Raw genomic sequence first — 17,052 nt, 5'->3', positions numbered from 1 at the left:
GAGCTGTCACACAAGGTTTCTCTAATCGGGAGGCACCCGGCAACGGGCGCCATGCGCATGTCCGGCGCCCTCGCGCAAGCAGGCCGCCGGCATCCCTCCAACGAAGAAACGACCTCCATGAAACACACCCTCGTCGCCATCGCGGCCCTGACCGCCGCCGCCGGCGCCTTCGCCCAATCCAACGTCCAACTGTTCGGTGTGCTCGATGCTTCGCTGGCCCACATCAAGGCCGGCAATGCCAGCATCACCGGCCTGGCCAACGGCGGCCAGTCGAGCAGCCGCCTGGGCTTCCGCGGCGTCGAAGACCTCGGCGGCGGCCTGGCCGCGGGCTTCTGGCTCGAAGCCGGCATCAACGTCGACAACGGCAACAGCGCCGGCTTCTCCTTCGACCGCCGCTCGACCGTGAGCCTGTCGACCAACGAACTGGGCGAGCTGCGCCTGGGCCGCGACAAGTCGCCGGCCTACCTGAACATCGAGACCTTCGATCCCTTCGGCGACGTCGGCGTCGGCGGCATCGGCGGCTCGAACCTGGTCGGCAGCGCCAGCTCGGCCGTCGGCACGCCCGAAGGCAGCGCGCCCAAGCGCACCAGCAACGGCATCAGCTACCTGCTGCCCGCCACGCTGGGCGGCTTCTACGGCCAGGTCCAGTACGCCTTCGGCGAGCAGGTCTCGAACGTGATCAACGACACGCTGCGCGATTCGGTCGCCCTGCGCCTGGGCTACGGTTCGGGTCCGCTGAACGCGGCCCTGGGCTACGGCGAGACGCGCGGCGGCACCACCGCCGTGGGCGTGGATTACAAGTCGGCCAACATCGGCGCCTCGTACAACTTCGGCGTCGCCAAGCCGATGATCCTGTTCGCGACCGAGCGCGGCAACGGCCGCCGCGTCGACCTGCTGGGCGTGGGCGTCACCGTGCCCGTGGGCGCCGGCGAGATCCGCGCGGCCTACAGCCACTTCCAGCGCAAGGACATCGACAACGCCGACTCGGACAAGCTGGCACTGGGCTACGGCTACAACCTGTCCAAGCGCACGCAGCTCTACGGCACCATCTCGCGCGTGAGCAACGACGACCGCGCCAACCGCGGCCTGGCCGTGTCCTCGTCCTCGCTCGCCAGCCCGACCATCGCGCTGGGCAGCAACGTCTCCGGCTACGAACTGGGCCTGCGCCACAGCTTCTGATCCCCGCCGGCCGCCTCCACCGGCCCTGACTTGACGCGTGCCGCGCCGCCCCTGCGAAGGGGCGCCGCGGCACGTCTTCGTTGCGCCTCTGGCAAACTGCCGTTCTCGCTTCAAAGGACGAACAAGCAAATGGCTTCCGAGTACGTTTTCCCCGCGCCGGCCGTGGTCAGCATCCCCGTCGCCGGCCAGCCCGCCCGCTTCCCGGTGCACCGCATCTACTGCGTGGGCCGCAACTACGAAGAACATGCCAAGGAAATGGGCTTCACCGGCCGCGAGCCGCCCTTCTTCTTCATGAAGCCGGCCGACGCGGTGGTGGTGGTCGATGCGGGCCAGACCGGCACCATGGCCTACCCCTCGCTCACGCACAACCTGCACCACGAGATCGAGCTCGTGGTGGCGATCGGCACCGGGGGCAAGAACATCGCCGCGGCCGATGCGCACAAGCACATCTTCGGCTACGCCGTGGGCCTGGACATGACCCGCCGGGACCTGCAGGGCGAGATGAAGAAGCAGGGCCGCCCCTGGGACATCGGCAAGAGCTTCGAGCAGAGCGCGCCCATCGGCCCGATCGTGCCGGTGGCCCAGGCCGGCGATGCGCCCAACGCCGAGATCGCGCTGCAGGTGAACGGCACCGACCGCCAGCGCAGCACGGTGAGCAAGCTGATCTGGAACATCGCCGAGACCATCGAGCATCTGTCGGCCGCCTGGGATCTGCAGCCCGGCGACCTGATCTTCACCGGCACGCCCGAAGGCGTGGCCGCGGTGGTCAAGGGCGACACGCTGGTCGGGACGGTGGCCGGCCTGCCGTCGCTCACCGTCAAGATCGTCTGAGCGATGAGCGTCGTCCACCTCCCCATCAAGCACTGCAAGAACTGCGGCACGGCCGTGGTCTACCGCGTGCCCGACGACGGCGACACGCGCGAGCGCGCCGTGTGCCCGGCCTGCCACACCATCCATTACGAGAATCCGGTCAACGTGGTCGGCACGATCCCCGTGCTGGGCGATCGCGTGCTGCTGTGCAAGCGCAACATCGAGCCGCGCTGGGGCAAGTGGACGCTGCCGGCCGGCTTCATGGAGCTCAACGAATCGACGGCCCAGGGTGCCGCGCGCGAGACCGATGAAGAGGCCGGCGCGCATTACGAAATGGAAGGCCTGTTCGCCGTGATGAGCGTGATCCGCGTCGGCCAGGTCCACCTGTTCTATCGCGCCCGCCTGCTCGACGACGTGTTCGATCCGGGCCACGAGACCATCGAGGCGAAGCTCTTCACCGAGGAAGAGATTCCCTGGGACGAGATCGCCTTCCGCACCGTGCGCGAGACGCTGCGCTGCTACTTCGACGACCGCCGCCGCGGAGATTTCGACCGCGTCCACACCCTCGACATCACGTGAGCCTTTCATGAAGATCCAACGCCTCGCCTTCGTTTTCCTCGGCGCCATCGCCGCCTGCACGGCCGGTGCCGAGCAGGTGGGCGAGGTCGACACGGTCTTCAAGTTCATCGGCCCCGACCACAAGATCGTGGTCGAAGCCTACGACGACCCGCAGGTCGCCGGCGTGACCTGCTATGTCTCGCGCGCCAAGACGGGCGGGGTGAAGGGCGCGTTCGGCCTGGCCGAGGACAAGGCCGAGGCGTCGATCGCCTGCCGCCAGGTCGGCCCGGTGAGCTTCACCGAAGCGCTCAAGAAGCGCGACGAGATCTTCAGCGAGCGCCAGTCGATCATGTTCAAGCGCCTGCGCGTGGTACGCATGGTCGACCCCAAGCGCAACACGCTGATCTACCTGAGCTACTCCGACCGGCTGGTCGAGGGCTCGCCGCAGAACAGCGTGACCGCGGTGCCGGTGGACCGGGCCATGCCCATTCCGGTGAAGTAGGGAAAGCGGCCCCGCACGGATGACCACAGCCCCCGGCAACGCCGTCCGCGAACTCTATGCCGCGCTGTGGCGCTTCGCAGAAGGCGCGCGCGGCCAGTTGCTGGGCGCCACGGCCTTGCTCACCGGCTCGCAACTGGTCAAGCTGACCCTGCCCTATCTCGCGGGCCAGGCCATCAACGCATTGCAACGCGGCGACCTGCGCGGCTCGGGCGGCTGGATCGCCACGCTGACAGGGGTCTACCTCTTCTCGTGGATGCTGCACGGCCCCGGCCGCATCCTCGAACGCAACGTCGGCGTGCATGTGCGCGAATCGCTGGCCGACCAGCTCTATGTGCGCCTCGCCGCAGCGCCGCTGGTCTGGCACGACGGCCACCATTCGGGCGAGCTGCAGCACCGCGTGCACCAGGCCAGCCGCGCACTCTCGGACTTCGCGCAGAACCAGTTCATCTGGCTCACCAACGGCGTCAACATCGTCGGGCCGCTGGTGGCGTTGACGCTGCTGTCGCGAACCAGCGGGATCACCGCGCTCGCAGGCTATGTGGTGATCGGCCTGATCATCCTGCGCATCGACCGCGCGCTGATGCGGCTCGCACGCACCGAGAACGACGCCGACCGGCGCTATGTGGCCGCGCTGCTCGATTTCGTCGGCAACACCTCGACCGTGATCGGGCTGCGCCTGCAGGGTGCCTCGCGCCTGCTGCTGCGCGCACGCATGGCGGCCATCTCGGTGCCGCTCAAGCGCACCGTGGTCCTCAACGAAGGCAAGTGGTTCACCGTCGACATGCTGGGCCTGATGCTGACCTGGGGCCTGGTGGTGCTGTACGTGTGGCAGTCGCGCACGCCGGGCCAGGCGGTGCTGCTGGGCTCGGTCTTCATGATCTACCAGTACGCGCAGCAGGCGGCCGGCGTGGTGTCGTCGATGGCGGCCAACTTCCAGTTCTTCGCGCGCATGCACACCGACTACGGCAGCGCGACGCCGATCTGGGAAGCGCCGCACGGCCCGGCGCTGACCACCCCGCCCGAGCAGGTGCCCGCGCACGAGCGCATCGACGCCGACGCGCGCTGGTCGCAACTCACGCTGGCGGGCCTAGTCTGGGACTACGCGCGGCGCGGTACGGCCGTCGAAGGCGAGACCGTGCGCAGCGGGCTGCACGACGTGGCACTCACGCTGCGCCGCGGCCAGCGCGTCGCGCTGGTCGGCCCCAGCGGCGGCGGCAAGAGCACGCTGCTGCGGTTGCTGGCCGGCCTCTACGCACCGCAGGCCGGCACGCTGGCCTTCGACGGACAGGCCGCCGAGTGGGGTCGCTTGCGCCAGATCGCCACGCTGATCCCGCAGGAGACCGAGGTGTTCGAAGCCAGCGTGCGCGAGAACCTCACCTTCGGCCGCCCCGGCGACGACGCCACGCTGCTGGCCGCGCTGCATGCCAGCGCCTTCGACGAAGTGCTTGCCGCCACGCAGGGCAGCCTCGACACGCCGCTGTCGGAACGCGGCTTCAACCTTTCGGGCGGACAGCGCCAGCGGCTGTGCCTGGCACGCGGCGTGCTCGCGGCGCAGGGCAGCACGCTGCTGCTGCTCGACGAGCCCACGAGCGCGCTCGACGCCGCCACCGAGGCGCGCGTGCTCGAACGCATCGCGAACGCCTTCCCCGAAGCCTGCGTGGTGGCCTCGATCCACCGGCTCAGCCTGCTCGACCGCTTCGACACCGTGGTGCTGATGGAAGCCGGCCGCGTGCTCGACGCCGGCCCGCGCGAGGCCGTGCTGGCCCGGCAACCGTTGCTGCAGCGCATGGTCGCGCCGCAGTGAGTCCGGCTTTGGGGAACCCTGCCGGGCAAATGCGTTCCAATCGACCCATGTCCCGTTCCACTTCACCCCCCTCCCTGCGCGCCATGCTGCGCGGCGGCCTCGCGGCGCTGGCCACCTTCGGCCTGCTGGCCTGCACCACCACCACACCCACGCCGGGCCCGGGCAAGTCCGCCCCGGCCGCGGCGCCGCAGGCCAAAGCGATCTTCATCCGTCCCGCACCCGGTGCCACGCTCGCGCGCTTCGACGGCAACCGCAACAAGGGACTCGACATCGCAGGCAACGCGGGCGACCCGATCGTCGCCTCGGCCGACGGCCGCGTGGTCTTCGTGGGCGGGCAGCTGCGCGGCTACGGCAACATGGTCATCATCAAGCACAACGAGACCTTCCTCTCCGCCTATGCCCACAACCGGGCGATCGTGGTCAAGGAGAACGAGATCGTGCGCCAGGGCCAGAAGATCGCAGAGATGGGCCAGAGCGACGCCGACCGCGTGAAGCTGCACTTCGAGATCCGCAAGAACGGCACGGCGGTCAATCCCGAGCCCTACCTCAACGGCGCGGCGCGCTAGGCCTTCAGGCCTGCGGCAGGCCGGGCGAAAGACGCCCGCCCGCGGCGGCACTCAAGCCGCCTGCATCGCCGGTATTGCGCGCATCGAACCAGTCGAGCAGGGCCGGTGCATCCATCGGCCTGGCATAGAAAAAGCCCTGCAGTTCGTCGCAGCCCATGGCCAGCAGCAGGTCGCGCTGCGCCTGCGTCTCCACTCCCTCGGCCACCACGCCCAAACCCAGCGCGTGCGCCAGGCGGATCACGGCGTCGACCACGGCACGTGCGTCCTCCTGGGTCTCGAGGTCCTGCACGAAGCTGCGATCGATCTTCACCTGGCGCGCCGGCAACTGGCGCAGATGGCTCAGGCTCGAGTAGCCGGTGCCGAAGTCGTCGATCGAGAGGAACACGCCGATGCGTGCCAGGCCCGCGATCGTGCGTTCGGTGGCGCGGAAGTCCTCCATCGCCAGCGACTCGGTGATCTCGCACAGCAGCAGCGACGCCGGCACGCCGTGCCGCGCCAGCGACTGCCCCACACGCTCCGCGAAGTCGGCCTCGCGCAGCTGCATGACCGACAGGTTCACGGCCACCGACATGGTCATGCCTTGCGCCTGCCACTGGGCGATCTGGCGGCAGGCCTCGTCGATGATCCAGTCGCCCAGGCGCACGATCAGGCCGAAGCGCTCGGCCAGGCCGATGAAATGCACCGGCGCGATGAGCCCGCGTTGCGGATGGTTCCAGCGCACCAGCGCCTCGACGCCGCTCGTGTGCTTGCTCTGCCCGTCGATCTTGGGCTGGTAGTACAGCTCGAACTGCTTGAGCTCGAGCGCCTGGCGCAGGTCGCTCTGCAGCTCGAGCTGCAAGGAGGCGTCGGCCCCCATGGAGGACTCGAACATCGCGTAGTTGCCACCTCCCGCGCGCTTGGCGGCGTACATCGCCGCGTCGGCGTTGGACACCAGCTTGTCCGGTTCGCCCTGGTCGGGGTGCAGCACCATGCCGATCGAGCAGGCGATCTGCAACTGCTTGCCCATGATGCTGAACGGCTCCGACAGCGCACGCAGGACCTTGTTCGCCGCCTGGGCGCATTCGGCGTCGTCGCGCACGCCTTCCAGCAAGATCAGGAACTCGTCGCCCCCCACCCGCGCGACGGTGTCGCTCTCGCCGGCCAGGCGCGCCAGCCGGTCCGCCGTCGCGCGCAGGATGTGGTCGCCCGCCGCATGGCCGAAGGAATCGTTGATGGGCTTGAAACCATCCAGGTCGACGAACAGCACCGCGATTCGCTCCTCCACCTTGATCTGGTTGGCGCGCCCCATGCGCAGCAAGGCATGGTGCAAGCGGTCCTCGAACAGCACGCGGTTCGGCAGCCCGGTGAGTGCATCGGTGAAGGCGCGCTGGTGCAGCTCCTGGTTCGCACGCGTGAGTTCGGTGTTGGCCTCCTGCAGCGAATGCGCGAGGCGCTGGGCCACGACCTGCAGCCGCGCTTCCAGGGTCGAGGTGAACAGCGTGCCCAGCAACAGGATGCTGGTCGCGAGCCCGACGACGGTGGTGAGCCCGGTGCCATGCAGCGCGTCGGCGCTCAGGCAGACAGAGCCGGCAGGGAAGGCCGCGGCCGCCATGCCGGTGTAGTGCATGCCGCAGATCGCGAGCCCCATCACCAGCGCGGCGAGCAATTGCAGCGGCACCCGCCGCTCGGGCGCCGCATCGCCGAGGTGCTTGAAGATCAGCAGCGCGGCCGCCGAGGCGCCGATCGCGATGGCGGCCGAGAGCGCGATCGTCGGCGCATGCCAGACGATGCCCGGCGCCATGTCGAGCGCAGCCATTCCGATGTAGTGCATGGCGCAGATGCCCGCCCCCATGGCAACGGAGGCCATCATCAGTCGCTGGACCCCGTACCGCCCCTGGCTGGCCACCCACAGCGCGATGCTGGACGCGCCCACCGCGGCAATCCACGAGGCCAGCGTGGCCCCCACGGTGAAGCCGAGATCGACCGGCAGGGAAAAGCCGAGCATGCCGACGAAGTGCATCGACCAGATGCCCGTGCCCAGTGTGAAGGACCCGGCGACCCACCAGATGGCGTGGAGCCGACCGTCCGACTGCCGCACGCGCCGCGCCAGATCGAGCGCCACGTAGGACGCAAGCATCGCGATCAGCACCGAAGCGGCGACGGCCCACAGGTTGTATTGGGAGGGGAGGAAGTCGGATGGGAGTGGAGAGTTCACGGGATACGTACGCAGCAGATCAGGAGTTGGATCCGCATCGAAGAAAGTGGAAGTCGCTGCGGGGACGCCTCATCGGTCATGAGGGGCCGCAGCCCAAGGGTGATCGCCGTGGTCCGGCTTTGGGGGCGACCCGCGAATCGCTAGGCGTCCTCGCTCTGCAGCCGCTCCAGCAGGCCGCTGGCGCGCCGCGTGCGCTGCGCCAGCGCCTCGCCGAAGGCCTGTGCGCGCGGCGTGACCAGCGTGAAGGCCTTGCGCGCGCGCGTGATGCCGGTGTAGACCAGTTCGCGCGTGAGCACGCGGCTCGGGTCGCGCGGCAGCACCAGCACCGTGTGCTCGAACTCCGAGCCCTGCGACTTGTGCACCGTCATGGCGAATGCGGTCTCGACCGCAGCCAGCCGGCTCACGCCGACCGAGCGCGCTTCGGCACCGTCGAGAAAGTAGGCGCGCAACGGGGCACCGGGCGTGGCGGGCGGCAACGCGATGCCGATGTCGCCGTTGAACACGCCCACGCCCGCATCGTTGCGGGTCACCATCACCGGCCGCCCCTCGTACCAGGCGCCGCGCTTGACCAGCAGGCCTGCCGACACCAGCGCGCGCTCGATCGCCAGGTTGAGCCCTTCCGAGCCCCAGTCGCCCTGCCGCACCGCGCACAGCAGGCGGAAACGCTCGAAGGCGTTGAGCACCGACAGCACCCAGTCCCTGTGCGTCTGCGCATCCGGCACCGTGGGACGCTGGCGCAGCGCCTGCAGATAGCCTGCGAAGCCGCCCGGTGCATCGGCGCGGCCATGCAAGGCGAGCTGCACGACCACCGCGGTCGAGGGCGCATCGAGCCAGGCCAGCTCGCCCTTCGCCTTGGCGTGCAGCAACTGCGTGGACGCCTTCACGTCGCCGCGGTTGGCCGCCAGCGCCAGCTGGCCGATGGGTCCGCCGAAGCGTCGGCTCTCGCGCAGCATCACGGTCTGCTGCGCCAGCGGCGGCCCCTCGCCCGCGAAGCTGTCGGGCACGCGCTGGCCGGTCGCCGCCTCGATGAAGGCCAGCGTGCGCGCGCTGTAGCGGCCGGCTTCGGCATCGCGGCACAGGTCGCCCAGCACCGCGCCCGCTTCGACCGAGGCCAGCTGGTCCTTGTCGCCCAGGAAGACCACGCGCGCCTGCGGCGGCAATGCTTCCAGCAGCGCGGCCATCATCTCCAGATGGATCATCGAGGCCTCGTCGACGATCAGCACGTCGACCTCGAGCGGACGCGCCGCATCGAAGCGGAAGCGCCGCGTGTCGGGCCGTGCACCCAGCAGCGAATGCAGCGTGCGCGCGGGCTGGATGTGCGAGGCCAGTTCGTTCAATGGCAGGCGGTCGCCCACCTGCTCGCTCAATTCGCCCAGCGCGGCATCGATCGACTGCTTGAGCCGCGCGGCCGCCTTGCCCGTGGGCGCGGCCAGCATCACGCGCAGGCGCTCGGGAGAGCGGTCCATCGCGAACAACAGCGCCAGCAGGCGCGCGGCGGTGTAGGTCTTGCCCGTGCCCGGGCCGCCCGTGATGATCGACAGCCGGCCGCGCAACGCGATGCCGCACGCGATCTTCTGCCAATCGACCGCATCGCCGTCCGGCTTCGCGGGCCCGAACAGCAGGTCGAGTTGCGCCCGCAGCGCCGCTTCGTCGACCTTGCGCGGCGCGGCGCCGCGCGCCAGCACCTGGGCCGCGACGCGCTGCTCGTAGGCCCAGTAGCGGCGCAGGTAGAGCTTGCCGGCCTGCAACACCAGCGGCTCGCCGCGGCCTGCCGCCGCGCCGTCGCCGTTCGCGACCAGCGGACTGGCGCGCAAGGCGTCGGCCCACTGCGCCGTCGGCGGCAAGGCGGCCATCGCGGCCTGCAGTTCGACCAGCGCCTCGGCCGGCCAGTTCAGCAGTGCCGCAGGGTCGTCGCGCAGCTCGTCGAGCAGCAGGCAGGCGTGGCCGCGTCCTTCCATGTGCGCGACCAGCGCACCGGCCATCAGCACCTCGGGTGGCGTGTCGGATTGCAGCTCGCCCAGAAAGGCGGCGAAGGCGCTGTCGAGCCGGCGCAGCCATCCCTGGGCGGCCCAGCGGCGCAGCGTGTCGATCAGCGGGCGTGTCGATGCCGTGGATGCGATGGTCATGCGTCGGCCTCCTGCGCCGAACCCAGCAGTTGGTCGAGCCCGTCGAGCAGCGCCAGCGGCGGCTGCACGTGGTAGCAGCCGCTGGCCGGTCCGGCCACGCCGCGCAGGAACAGGAAGACCGCGCCACCCAGGTGCGCAGCCGGGTCGTAGGCATCGCCGAGCCGCTCGCGCAGCAGGCGATGCAGGGCCAGCAGGTAGATGCCGGCCTGCACGTCGTAGCGGTGCGCGGCCATCGCGGCCTCGAGCGCATCGTGCGTGTAGTCGGCATCGGCGTCGCCCAGGTGGTTGGACTTGTGGTCGAGCACCCAGTAGCGGCCCCCATGCTCGAACACGATGTCGGCGAAGCCCATCAGCATGCCGTGCAGTTCACGCTCGGGCAGCGGCGGCCGCGCGCGGCCGGCCAGCAGGTGGACGCTGCACAGCGCATCGATCTGCAGCGCATCGAGGCTGCGGCTGGGCAGCCAGAACTCCATTTCGGGCAGCGTGGTCGGCAAGCCTTCGAGCGCGGTGCCGATCGGCGGCAGCGGCGTCTGCAGCACCTGCAGCAGCCAGGCCAGCACCTCGGGCGCACGCTCGCCCCAGCCCTGACGCTCGCAGCGGCGCAGCAACTGCTGCTGGCGTTCTTCCGAGGCCGCGAGGTCGAAGCCTTCGCCGGCCAGCCATTCGAGCTGGTCGTGCAGGAAGTTGCCCGCGAAGGCGCCGCGGGGGAAGCGGTGCCAGGGGGCGTCGCCCGATGCAGAGGCCACGGGTTCCGGCACCTCGTCGCTGACCTCGTCGTTGCGCACCGCCGCCACGCTCGACGCCAGCACGCCCGGCATCGAGGGCAGCGTGCGCACCAGCGCCGAGAAGCTGCCGATGGACCAGCGCCGGTCGAAGCTGGCCTGGTAGGCCACCACCGCGCGCAACGCGGGCGGCGCACCGCGCGGCTGCAGCGGCGTGGTGGCGAGGCCCGCCATCTCGGCGGCCGGCATCAGCGAAATATCGGCGCAGCCCTGCACCGCCTGCGCGATGCGCGCCTGCAGCTGCTCGGGCAGCACCGTCTCGGTGCCGTGCAGCACATAGCCGATGGCGCTGCGATGCAGCGTCGGCGCGTTGGCGCTGCCCTCCTTGAGCGCGGCCAGCCCGACCCAGACGGCATGCCGCGCGCGCGTGAGCGCCACGTACAGCAGGCGCAGGTCTTCGCGGTGCCGCTCCTTGTCGGCCTCGGCCACGTGGGCATCGCTCAGGTGCAGGTGCAGCGTGCGTTCGCCCTCTGCATCGGCCAGGCTCAGGTGAGAGGTGCCGGCCTTCTTCACGCCGCGGAAGCCGCTCGCGAAAGGCAGGAACACCAGCGGGTACTCCAGGCCCTTGGACTTGTGGACCGTGACCACCTTGACCAGGTCGGCATCGCTTTCGAGCCGCACCACCTGCTCGTCGCCGCCGGCCGATTCGCCTCGCAGCTGGTCGCCGAGCCAGCGCACCAGCGCCTGCTCGCCGTCGAGCATGCCGCTCGCGGCCTGCAGCAGTTCGGCCAGGTGCAGGAAGTTGGTGAGCCGGCGCTCGCCGTCGGGCGCGGCCAGCCAGCGCGCAGGCAGGTCGAGCCGGTGCAGCGTGCGGCGCAGCATGGTGAGCACGCCCTGCTGCTGCCACACGCCGTGCAGTTCGCGCAGCTGCTCGCTGCGCGCATCGAAAGCCTCGTCGTCGCGCGCCAGCACGCGCAGCTCGTCGATCGACAGGCCCACGGTGCGCGTGGCGAGCGCGGCGCGCGCCAGCCGCACGTCGAGCGGCGCGGCCACGGCCTTGAGCCAGTGCAGCAGGTCGTGCGCCTCGCCGCTCGCGAACACCGAATCCTTGTCCGACAGATAGACCGAGGCCACGCGGCGCCGGCGCAGCTCGCGCTGCACGGCTGCGGCTTCCTTGCCGGTGCGCACCAGCACCGCGATGTCGGCCGGGCGCAGGCGAACGAAGGGCTGGTCGGGCTCGGCGAAGCCGGCCGTCTCGTCGTTGAGCAGCGTGACGATGCGCTCGGCGCAGCGCGCCGCAAAGCGGCGCCGGCTGCCCTCGGCGTTGAGCAGTTCGGCATCGAGCGCGATGGTCACGGCCGGCTCCGCACCGTCTGCGCTGACGAAGGATTCGCCCCGCCCGCGCGCATCGACCGCCTCGAAGGGCAGCGGGTTGTCGCCCGCGCTGCGGTACATGAAGGCGCCCTCGCCTTCGCGCGCCTCGGGCTGCGCGAGCAGGTGGTTCACGGCCGCGACCACCGAGGCGGTCGAGCGGTGGTTGGTGCCCAGCACGTAGTGCCGGCCCTCGGTCGCGCGGCGTGCCGTGAGATAGGCATGGATGTCGGCGCCGCGGAAGCCGTAGATCGACTGCTTGGGATCGCCGATCAGCAGCAGGCCCGTGGCCGGTGCGTTGTCGGCGATGCGGTAGAGCCGGTCGAAGATGCGCGACTGCACCGGCGAGGTGTCCTGGAACTCGTCGATCAGCGCCACCGGGTACTGCACGAGCATGCGTTCGCGCAGGCGCACCGCGGCCTCGCCGTTGCGCGCCGGATCGAGCGCCGCATCGAGCCGTTCGAGCATGTCGGCGAAGCCGAAGCTGCCCGCCTGCTTCTTGAGCTCGGCCATGCGCCGCGCGATCTGTGCGGCCGCGTGCAGCCGCAGGCGCGGCGCGATGGGCGGCAAGGCATCGAGCGCCGCCATCAGTTGCGCGAAGGCGCTGAACTCGGCCGGCCAGACGGGCGGGGCATCGCCCTTGCACGCATCGTCCAGGCCCGCGGGCGTGAGCCGGAACTCGCCCTTGTTCAGCACCGGCCGATCGCTGCGCGCACTTGTCGCCCAGCCGTGCAGTTCGCGCAGCCAGGGTTCGTAGTACTGCGCGCGCAGCTTGGTCTTGTTGAAGACGCTGGTCTTGCCGCCCAGCTGGCCTTCGAGCCAGCTGCGCATGGCCTCGATGCGCGCGGCCCAGCCCTGCTTCAGGTCGACCAGCGCGCGCTGGCGCTCGGCCATCGTGCTGGCGATCAGGTCGCCCAGGCTGCCCTGCCCCGCATCGGCCGGCAAGGGCTGCTCGGCCAACGCACGCGCATCCTTCGCGAGCGCCTCGACGCTGCCCCAGGCGGCCAGCGCGGCATCGAGCGCGTCGCCCGTGAGCGGATAGAACTGCTGGCGCCAGTAGTCCTGCGCGGCCTCGTCGAACATCGCGCGCTCGTTGGCGGCCAGTTCTTCGTCGAACAGGCTGCCGCTGTCGAAAGCGTGCTCGCGCAGCATGCGCTGGCACCAGGCGTCGATGGTGTGGACCGCTGCGTCGTCCATGCTCTCGGCCGCCATCGCGAGCCGCCAGGCGGCGGCCGTGCGTGCCGGGCCTTCGGGGTACGCGGCCATGAGTTCGCGCAGGAAGACATCGAAGGCCACGGGCTCGGTCTCGCCGCGGAAGCAGCGCGCGGCTTCCAGCAGCCGCGCGCGCACGCGGTCCGACAGCTCGCGCGTGGCCGCGCGGGTGAAGGTCATCACCAGGATCTCGGCCGGCACCAGCGGGCGCGCGAAGGCGGTGGGCCCACCACCTTCGTCCTTGTCTTCGTCCTCGCCGCCATGGCCCAGCACCAGCCGCAGGTACAGCGCGGCGATGGTCCAGGTCTTGCCCGTGCCCGCGCTGGCCTCGATCAGCCGGCTGCCCCACAAAGGCAGCGTGAGTGCGTTCAGCGCGATGCTCATGCCAGGTCTCCTTCCGACCCGCCGGCCGCATGCAGTTCCACCGTGAGTTGCGTCGCGGCCCAGTCGCGCAGCGGCGCGAACAGCGCCTCGGCCAGGTCTTCGAATTCGCCGCCCGCGCGCAGCGCTTCATGGTCGGGATACACGCGCCCCAGGCAGGGCTCCTGCACCTCTCCGCCGACGAACATGCCGCCTTCGTAAGCCTGCTCGGGCTTGCCGCCGGCCAGCCATTCGAGGGCCGTCAGCGGCGCCAGCGGCAAGGGCCGGCCCATGCCTTCACGCCAGACATCGAGCAGGGTGCGCAGCGTGGCCATCGCGTAGTCGGCCTGCAGGGGCAGGGCCGTGACCGTCGCATCGCGCCCCACCAGCACGCCCTGCACCGGCGCGCCGCAGGCGCTGCTGACGAGGGTGTTCACCCACAGCGCGATCAGCTTGTCGGGCCGCACCACGCCCTTCTCCGACGCGAGCCGCGTGGGCAGCATGCCCATCCACACCGGCTCGCCCGATTCGAGCGAGGACAGCCGCAGTCCGTCGAGCCAGTCGTCGAGCAGCAGGCCTTCGTGCGCGAAGCGCAACGGCTCCTTCACGCCCGCCACCGGGTACAGCGCGTGCAGCGCACGCCAGCGCGCGAGCATGGGCTGCAGCGTGTCGGCCAGCGCGCGCTCGGCACGCCGGCCCAGCTCCGCCATCGGCAGGCGGCCACTGCGGCGGATGCGCTGCAGTTGCGCATCGACGCGCCGCGACAGCACGGCCGCGTCGTCGACATCGCGCAAGGCCGTCAGCGCCTCGTCGAGCAGGCCGTACTGTTCGAGGCCGTCGAGCGCGAAGGCCTCGTGGTCCTCCATCGCGGCCTCGTCTTCCTGGAACACGACATCGAGCTGCCGGCGGAAGAAATCCTTCACCGGGTTCTTGAGGAAGCTGGTCAGCGCCGCGAGCGTGAGCGGCACCGCGCGCTCGCCGCTGGCCGCGCTGCCTTCGGGGCGCAGCGCGGGCACGGCCTGTTCCGCCGTGGCCTCGTGCGCGGTGCGCCATTCGCGCGCGTGGGTGAACAGGGGATCGCCTTCAGCGCCTTCAAAGTAGCGCCGGCTGAAGGGCTGCAGCGGATGCTCGGTGGTGCGACGCTCGATCACATCCTCGTGCCACCCCGCCACCAGGTAGTCGCGCAGTTGCGAGACCAGCACCGAGGGTGGCTGCTCGCTGTTGTCGCGCACGCTGCGGCCGGTCCAGCTCAGGTAGAGCACGCGGCGCGCCGACAGCAGCGCTTCGAGCATGAGCTGGCGGTCGTCGTCGCGGCGCGAGCGGTCGCCGGGGCGGCGCTGGCCCGGCAGGCCCATCAGGTCGAAGTCGCTGCGCGGGCTGCTGCGCGGATAGTCGCCGTCGTTCATGCCCAGCAGGCACACGACCTCGAAGGGCACGGCGCGCATCGGCAGCAGCGTGCAGAAGGTGACGCCGCCCGCGCGGAAGCGGCGGCTCAAGCCGGGCTCGTCGATGCCCTCAAGCCAGGCCTCGCGCGCCACGGCCAGCGACACCGGTGCGTCGAAGCCGGCCAGCTCGCAGGCCTCGAGCCATTGGCCCAACGCCTCCTGCGCGGCGGCCAGCGCCAGCCGTTCGCGTTCGTCGGTCGGCGCCATCAACGCTTCGAGCAAGGCACGCGAACGCTCGGCCCAGGCCGCGGGCGTGGCATCGGTCGAGGCCTGCACCCACCAGTCGCCCAGCACCTCGACCAGGTCGGCCAGCGCGCCCGCGATGGTGGCTTCGAGGCCGCCGACTTCGGCATAGGGCTCGATGTCCAGGAAGCTGCCGTCCACGCCCTCGGCCGCCTCGCCGCTCGCATAGCCCAGCAGCATGCGGCGCAGTCCGAACAGCCAGGTGTTCTGCTCGCCGCACTCGGCCAGCCCGAGGTCGCGGCGGTGTGCGAGGTCGAGGCCCCAGCGGATGCCCGCGCCTTCCATCCAGCGCGCCAGGCGCGGCAACGCGTCGGCATCGAGGCCGAAGCGCGCGGCCACGGCCGGCACGTCGAGCAGGTCGCGGATCTCGGTCAGGCCGCAGCGCTGCTGCGGCAGGCGCAGCAGCCATTCGAGCGCGACCAGCAGCGGGTTGTGGCCGCGCTCGCTCAGGTCGGCGATGTCGAAGGGAATGAAGCGCGCATCGCCGCGCGTGTGCTGGCCGAACACCGAGCGGATGGCCGGCGCGAAGGCCGCGACATCGGGCACCATGACCACGATGTCGCGCGGGTTCAGCGGTGTGCCGCCCGGGGGATTCGCGAGCAGTGCCAGCAGCTGGTCGTGCAGGATCTCGACCTCGCGCTGCGCGCCGTGCGCGATGTGGAAGACGATCGAGCGGTCGGCTGCGTCGACCGCCGGATGCGTGTGCTCGCCCAGCGGCAGCAGGTCGCGGATGTGCGCCTGCACCTGCTGCAGCAATGTCTGCGGCTCGGCCTCGTCGAACAGGTCGATCTTGCTGTCGCCGAAGCGCTGGCGCGTGGCGTCGGCGTCGTCGAAGGCGTCGAGCTGGCGCACGAAGTCGCGGCCCTGGCGGCCCCAGGCCGCGAGCAGCGGATGGCCGTGCGCATGCATCTGCTCGAGCGGCACCAGCGCCAGGTCGCGTTCGCCGCGCAAGGGCTGGCGGCGGCGCTCCATGCGCAGCAGTTCGCGGCCTTCGATGATGTCGGCCCAGTGGTAGCGGCTGGGGTTGGGGATGGCCAGCAGCACCTGGCTGTGCGCGGACAGCGCGGCCAGCGCCTCGAGCGTCTGCATCGGCACGTGCGTCATGCCGAACAGCATCACGCGGCGCGCCACCGGCGTGGCCGGCACCTTGCCGGCATCCAGTGCGGCAATGAAGCGACGGTGCAGATTCGAGCGCGCGGCGAAGCGCTCTTCCCCGCTCAGGCCATCGAGCAGTTCGCGCCACAGCGCGGCCTGCCAGCACTGGTCGGGCGGCAATGCGGTCTCGCCCCTGGGGCCCGGCAGCACTTCGCGCCCGGCCTCCCAGGCCGCGAGCCAATCGCCGCGGTAGACCTGGTATTGGTCGTAGAGATCGGCCAGCCGGCCCGCGAGCTGCAGCCGCCGGCCCATGTCGCCGTCGCGCAGGAAGCCGGCCAGCGGCTCGTAGCCCGGCTGCGGCGCGAGCATGGGCAGCAGGTTCATCAGGCGCCAGGTCAGCGCCTGCTTGTCGAGCGCCGAGCGGGCAGGCACGGCGTCGCGGCCCAGCACCTGGCGGTAGCTGCGCCAGAGGAAACGCGCGGGCAATTCGACGCGGGCGGCCGCACACACGCCGCTGCGCGCGGCCATTGTCATCTTCAGCCACTCGGCCACGCCGTTGCTCTGCACCAGGAAGATCTCCTCCTCCAATGGCTGCAGCGGGTGGCGCCGGGTCCATTCGAACAACGCATCGCCCAGCAGCTCGGCGCGGTTGCCGTGGAGGACCAGAAGTCCGGGCTGGAGGTCGGAGGGTGTCATGCGGGGAAGGAGCGTCGGAGGAATTGAAGCGTAGCCGAGTGCGCCTGATTCTCGCCGCATGGCATTTCTAGAGCGATTGTTCGCGCGATGGAAACACGGCGTGCACGAAGTGGCGCTGTGTGGGACACAAAACATCAACACACTTGCGACACGGTGTTGCCATGCGATG

The 17,052-nt window shown here is 70.6% G+C and carries 10 protein-coding genes; 6 read left to right on the top strand and 4 right to left on the bottom strand.

Going from position 1 to position 17,052, the window contains the following annotated elements; translation table 11 throughout:
• Window positions 1-117: 117 nt before the first annotated feature.
• The 6 genes from ACSFBC_RS09885 (at window position 118) to ACSFBC_RS09860 (ending at window position 5,419) form a co-directional block, all read left to right on the top strand.
• Complete coding sequence (locus tag ACSFBC_RS09885) at window positions 118-1,179, top strand: porin (protein ID WP_435510152.1); 1,062 nt, start codon at window positions 118-120, stop codon at window positions 1,177-1,179.
• A gap of 129 nt (window positions 1,180-1,308) precedes the next feature.
• Window positions 1,309-2,010, top strand: coding sequence for a fumarylacetoacetate hydrolase family protein (locus ACSFBC_RS09880; RefSeq protein ID WP_435510151.1), 702 nt, complete (start codon window positions 1,309-1,311; stop codon window positions 2,008-2,010).
• 3 nt (window positions 2,011-2,013) lie between these two features.
• On the top strand, window positions 2,014-2,568 hold the full coding sequence (locus ACSFBC_RS09875) for an NUDIX hydrolase (protein WP_435510150.1): 555 nt from the start codon (window positions 2,014-2,016) through the stop codon (window positions 2,566-2,568).
• Window positions 2,569-2,575: 7 nt separating this feature from the next.
• Complete coding sequence (locus ACSFBC_RS09870) at window positions 2,576-3,049, top strand: CreA family protein (protein ID WP_435510149.1); 474 nt, start codon at window positions 2,576-2,578, stop codon at window positions 3,047-3,049.
• Window positions 3,050-3,068: 19 nt separating this feature from the next.
• Window positions 3,069-4,853, top strand: coding sequence for an ABC transporter ATP-binding protein (locus tag ACSFBC_RS09865; protein ID WP_435510148.1), 1,785 nt, complete (start codon window positions 3,069-3,071; stop codon window positions 4,851-4,853).
• Window positions 4,854-4,900: 47 nt separating this feature from the next.
• Complete coding sequence (locus tag ACSFBC_RS09860) at window positions 4,901-5,419, top strand: murein hydrolase activator EnvC family protein (protein WP_435510147.1); 519 nt, start codon at window positions 4,901-4,903, stop codon at window positions 5,417-5,419.
• A 4-nt stretch (window positions 5,420-5,423) separates the two neighbouring features.
• Here the strand turns inward: ACSFBC_RS09860 and ACSFBC_RS09855 are convergent, their stop codons facing one another.
• The 4 genes from ACSFBC_RS09855 to recC form a co-directional block, all read right to left on the bottom strand.
• Window positions 5,424-7,613, bottom strand: coding sequence for a putative bifunctional diguanylate cyclase/phosphodiesterase (locus ACSFBC_RS09855; protein WP_435510146.1), 2,190 nt, complete (start codon window positions 7,611-7,613; stop codon window positions 5,424-5,426).
• A 140-nt stretch (window positions 7,614-7,753) separates the two neighbouring features.
• Window positions 7,754-9,739 carry an exodeoxyribonuclease V subunit alpha gene (gene recD, locus ACSFBC_RS09850; protein ID WP_435510145.1) on the bottom strand — a complete coding sequence of 662 codons (1,986 nt, stop codon included), beginning with the start codon at window positions 9,737-9,739 and terminating at the stop codon, window positions 7,754-7,756.
• The gene (gene recB / locus ACSFBC_RS09845) at window positions 9,736-13,428 is read right to left on the bottom strand and encodes an exodeoxyribonuclease V subunit beta (protein WP_435510144.1); all 3,693 of its coding nucleotides are present in this window, start codon (window positions 13,426-13,428) and stop codon (window positions 9,736-9,738) included. Before recB ends, recD begins: the two co-directional genes overlap by 4 nt.
• Window positions 13,425-16,883, bottom strand: a complete 3,459-nt coding sequence (gene recC, locus ACSFBC_RS09840; RefSeq protein WP_435510143.1) for an exodeoxyribonuclease V subunit gamma — start codon at window positions 16,881-16,883, stop codon at window positions 13,425-13,427. Before recC ends, recB begins: the two co-directional genes overlap by 4 nt.
• Window positions 16,884-17,052: the final 169 nt, after the last annotated feature.

Source organism: Variovorax frigidus, assembly GCF_051216515.1.
GTDB lineage: Bacteria > Pseudomonadota > Gammaproteobacteria > Burkholderiales > Burkholderiaceae_C > Variovorax.
This window is presented reverse-complemented; position numbering and strand designations above follow the sequence as displayed.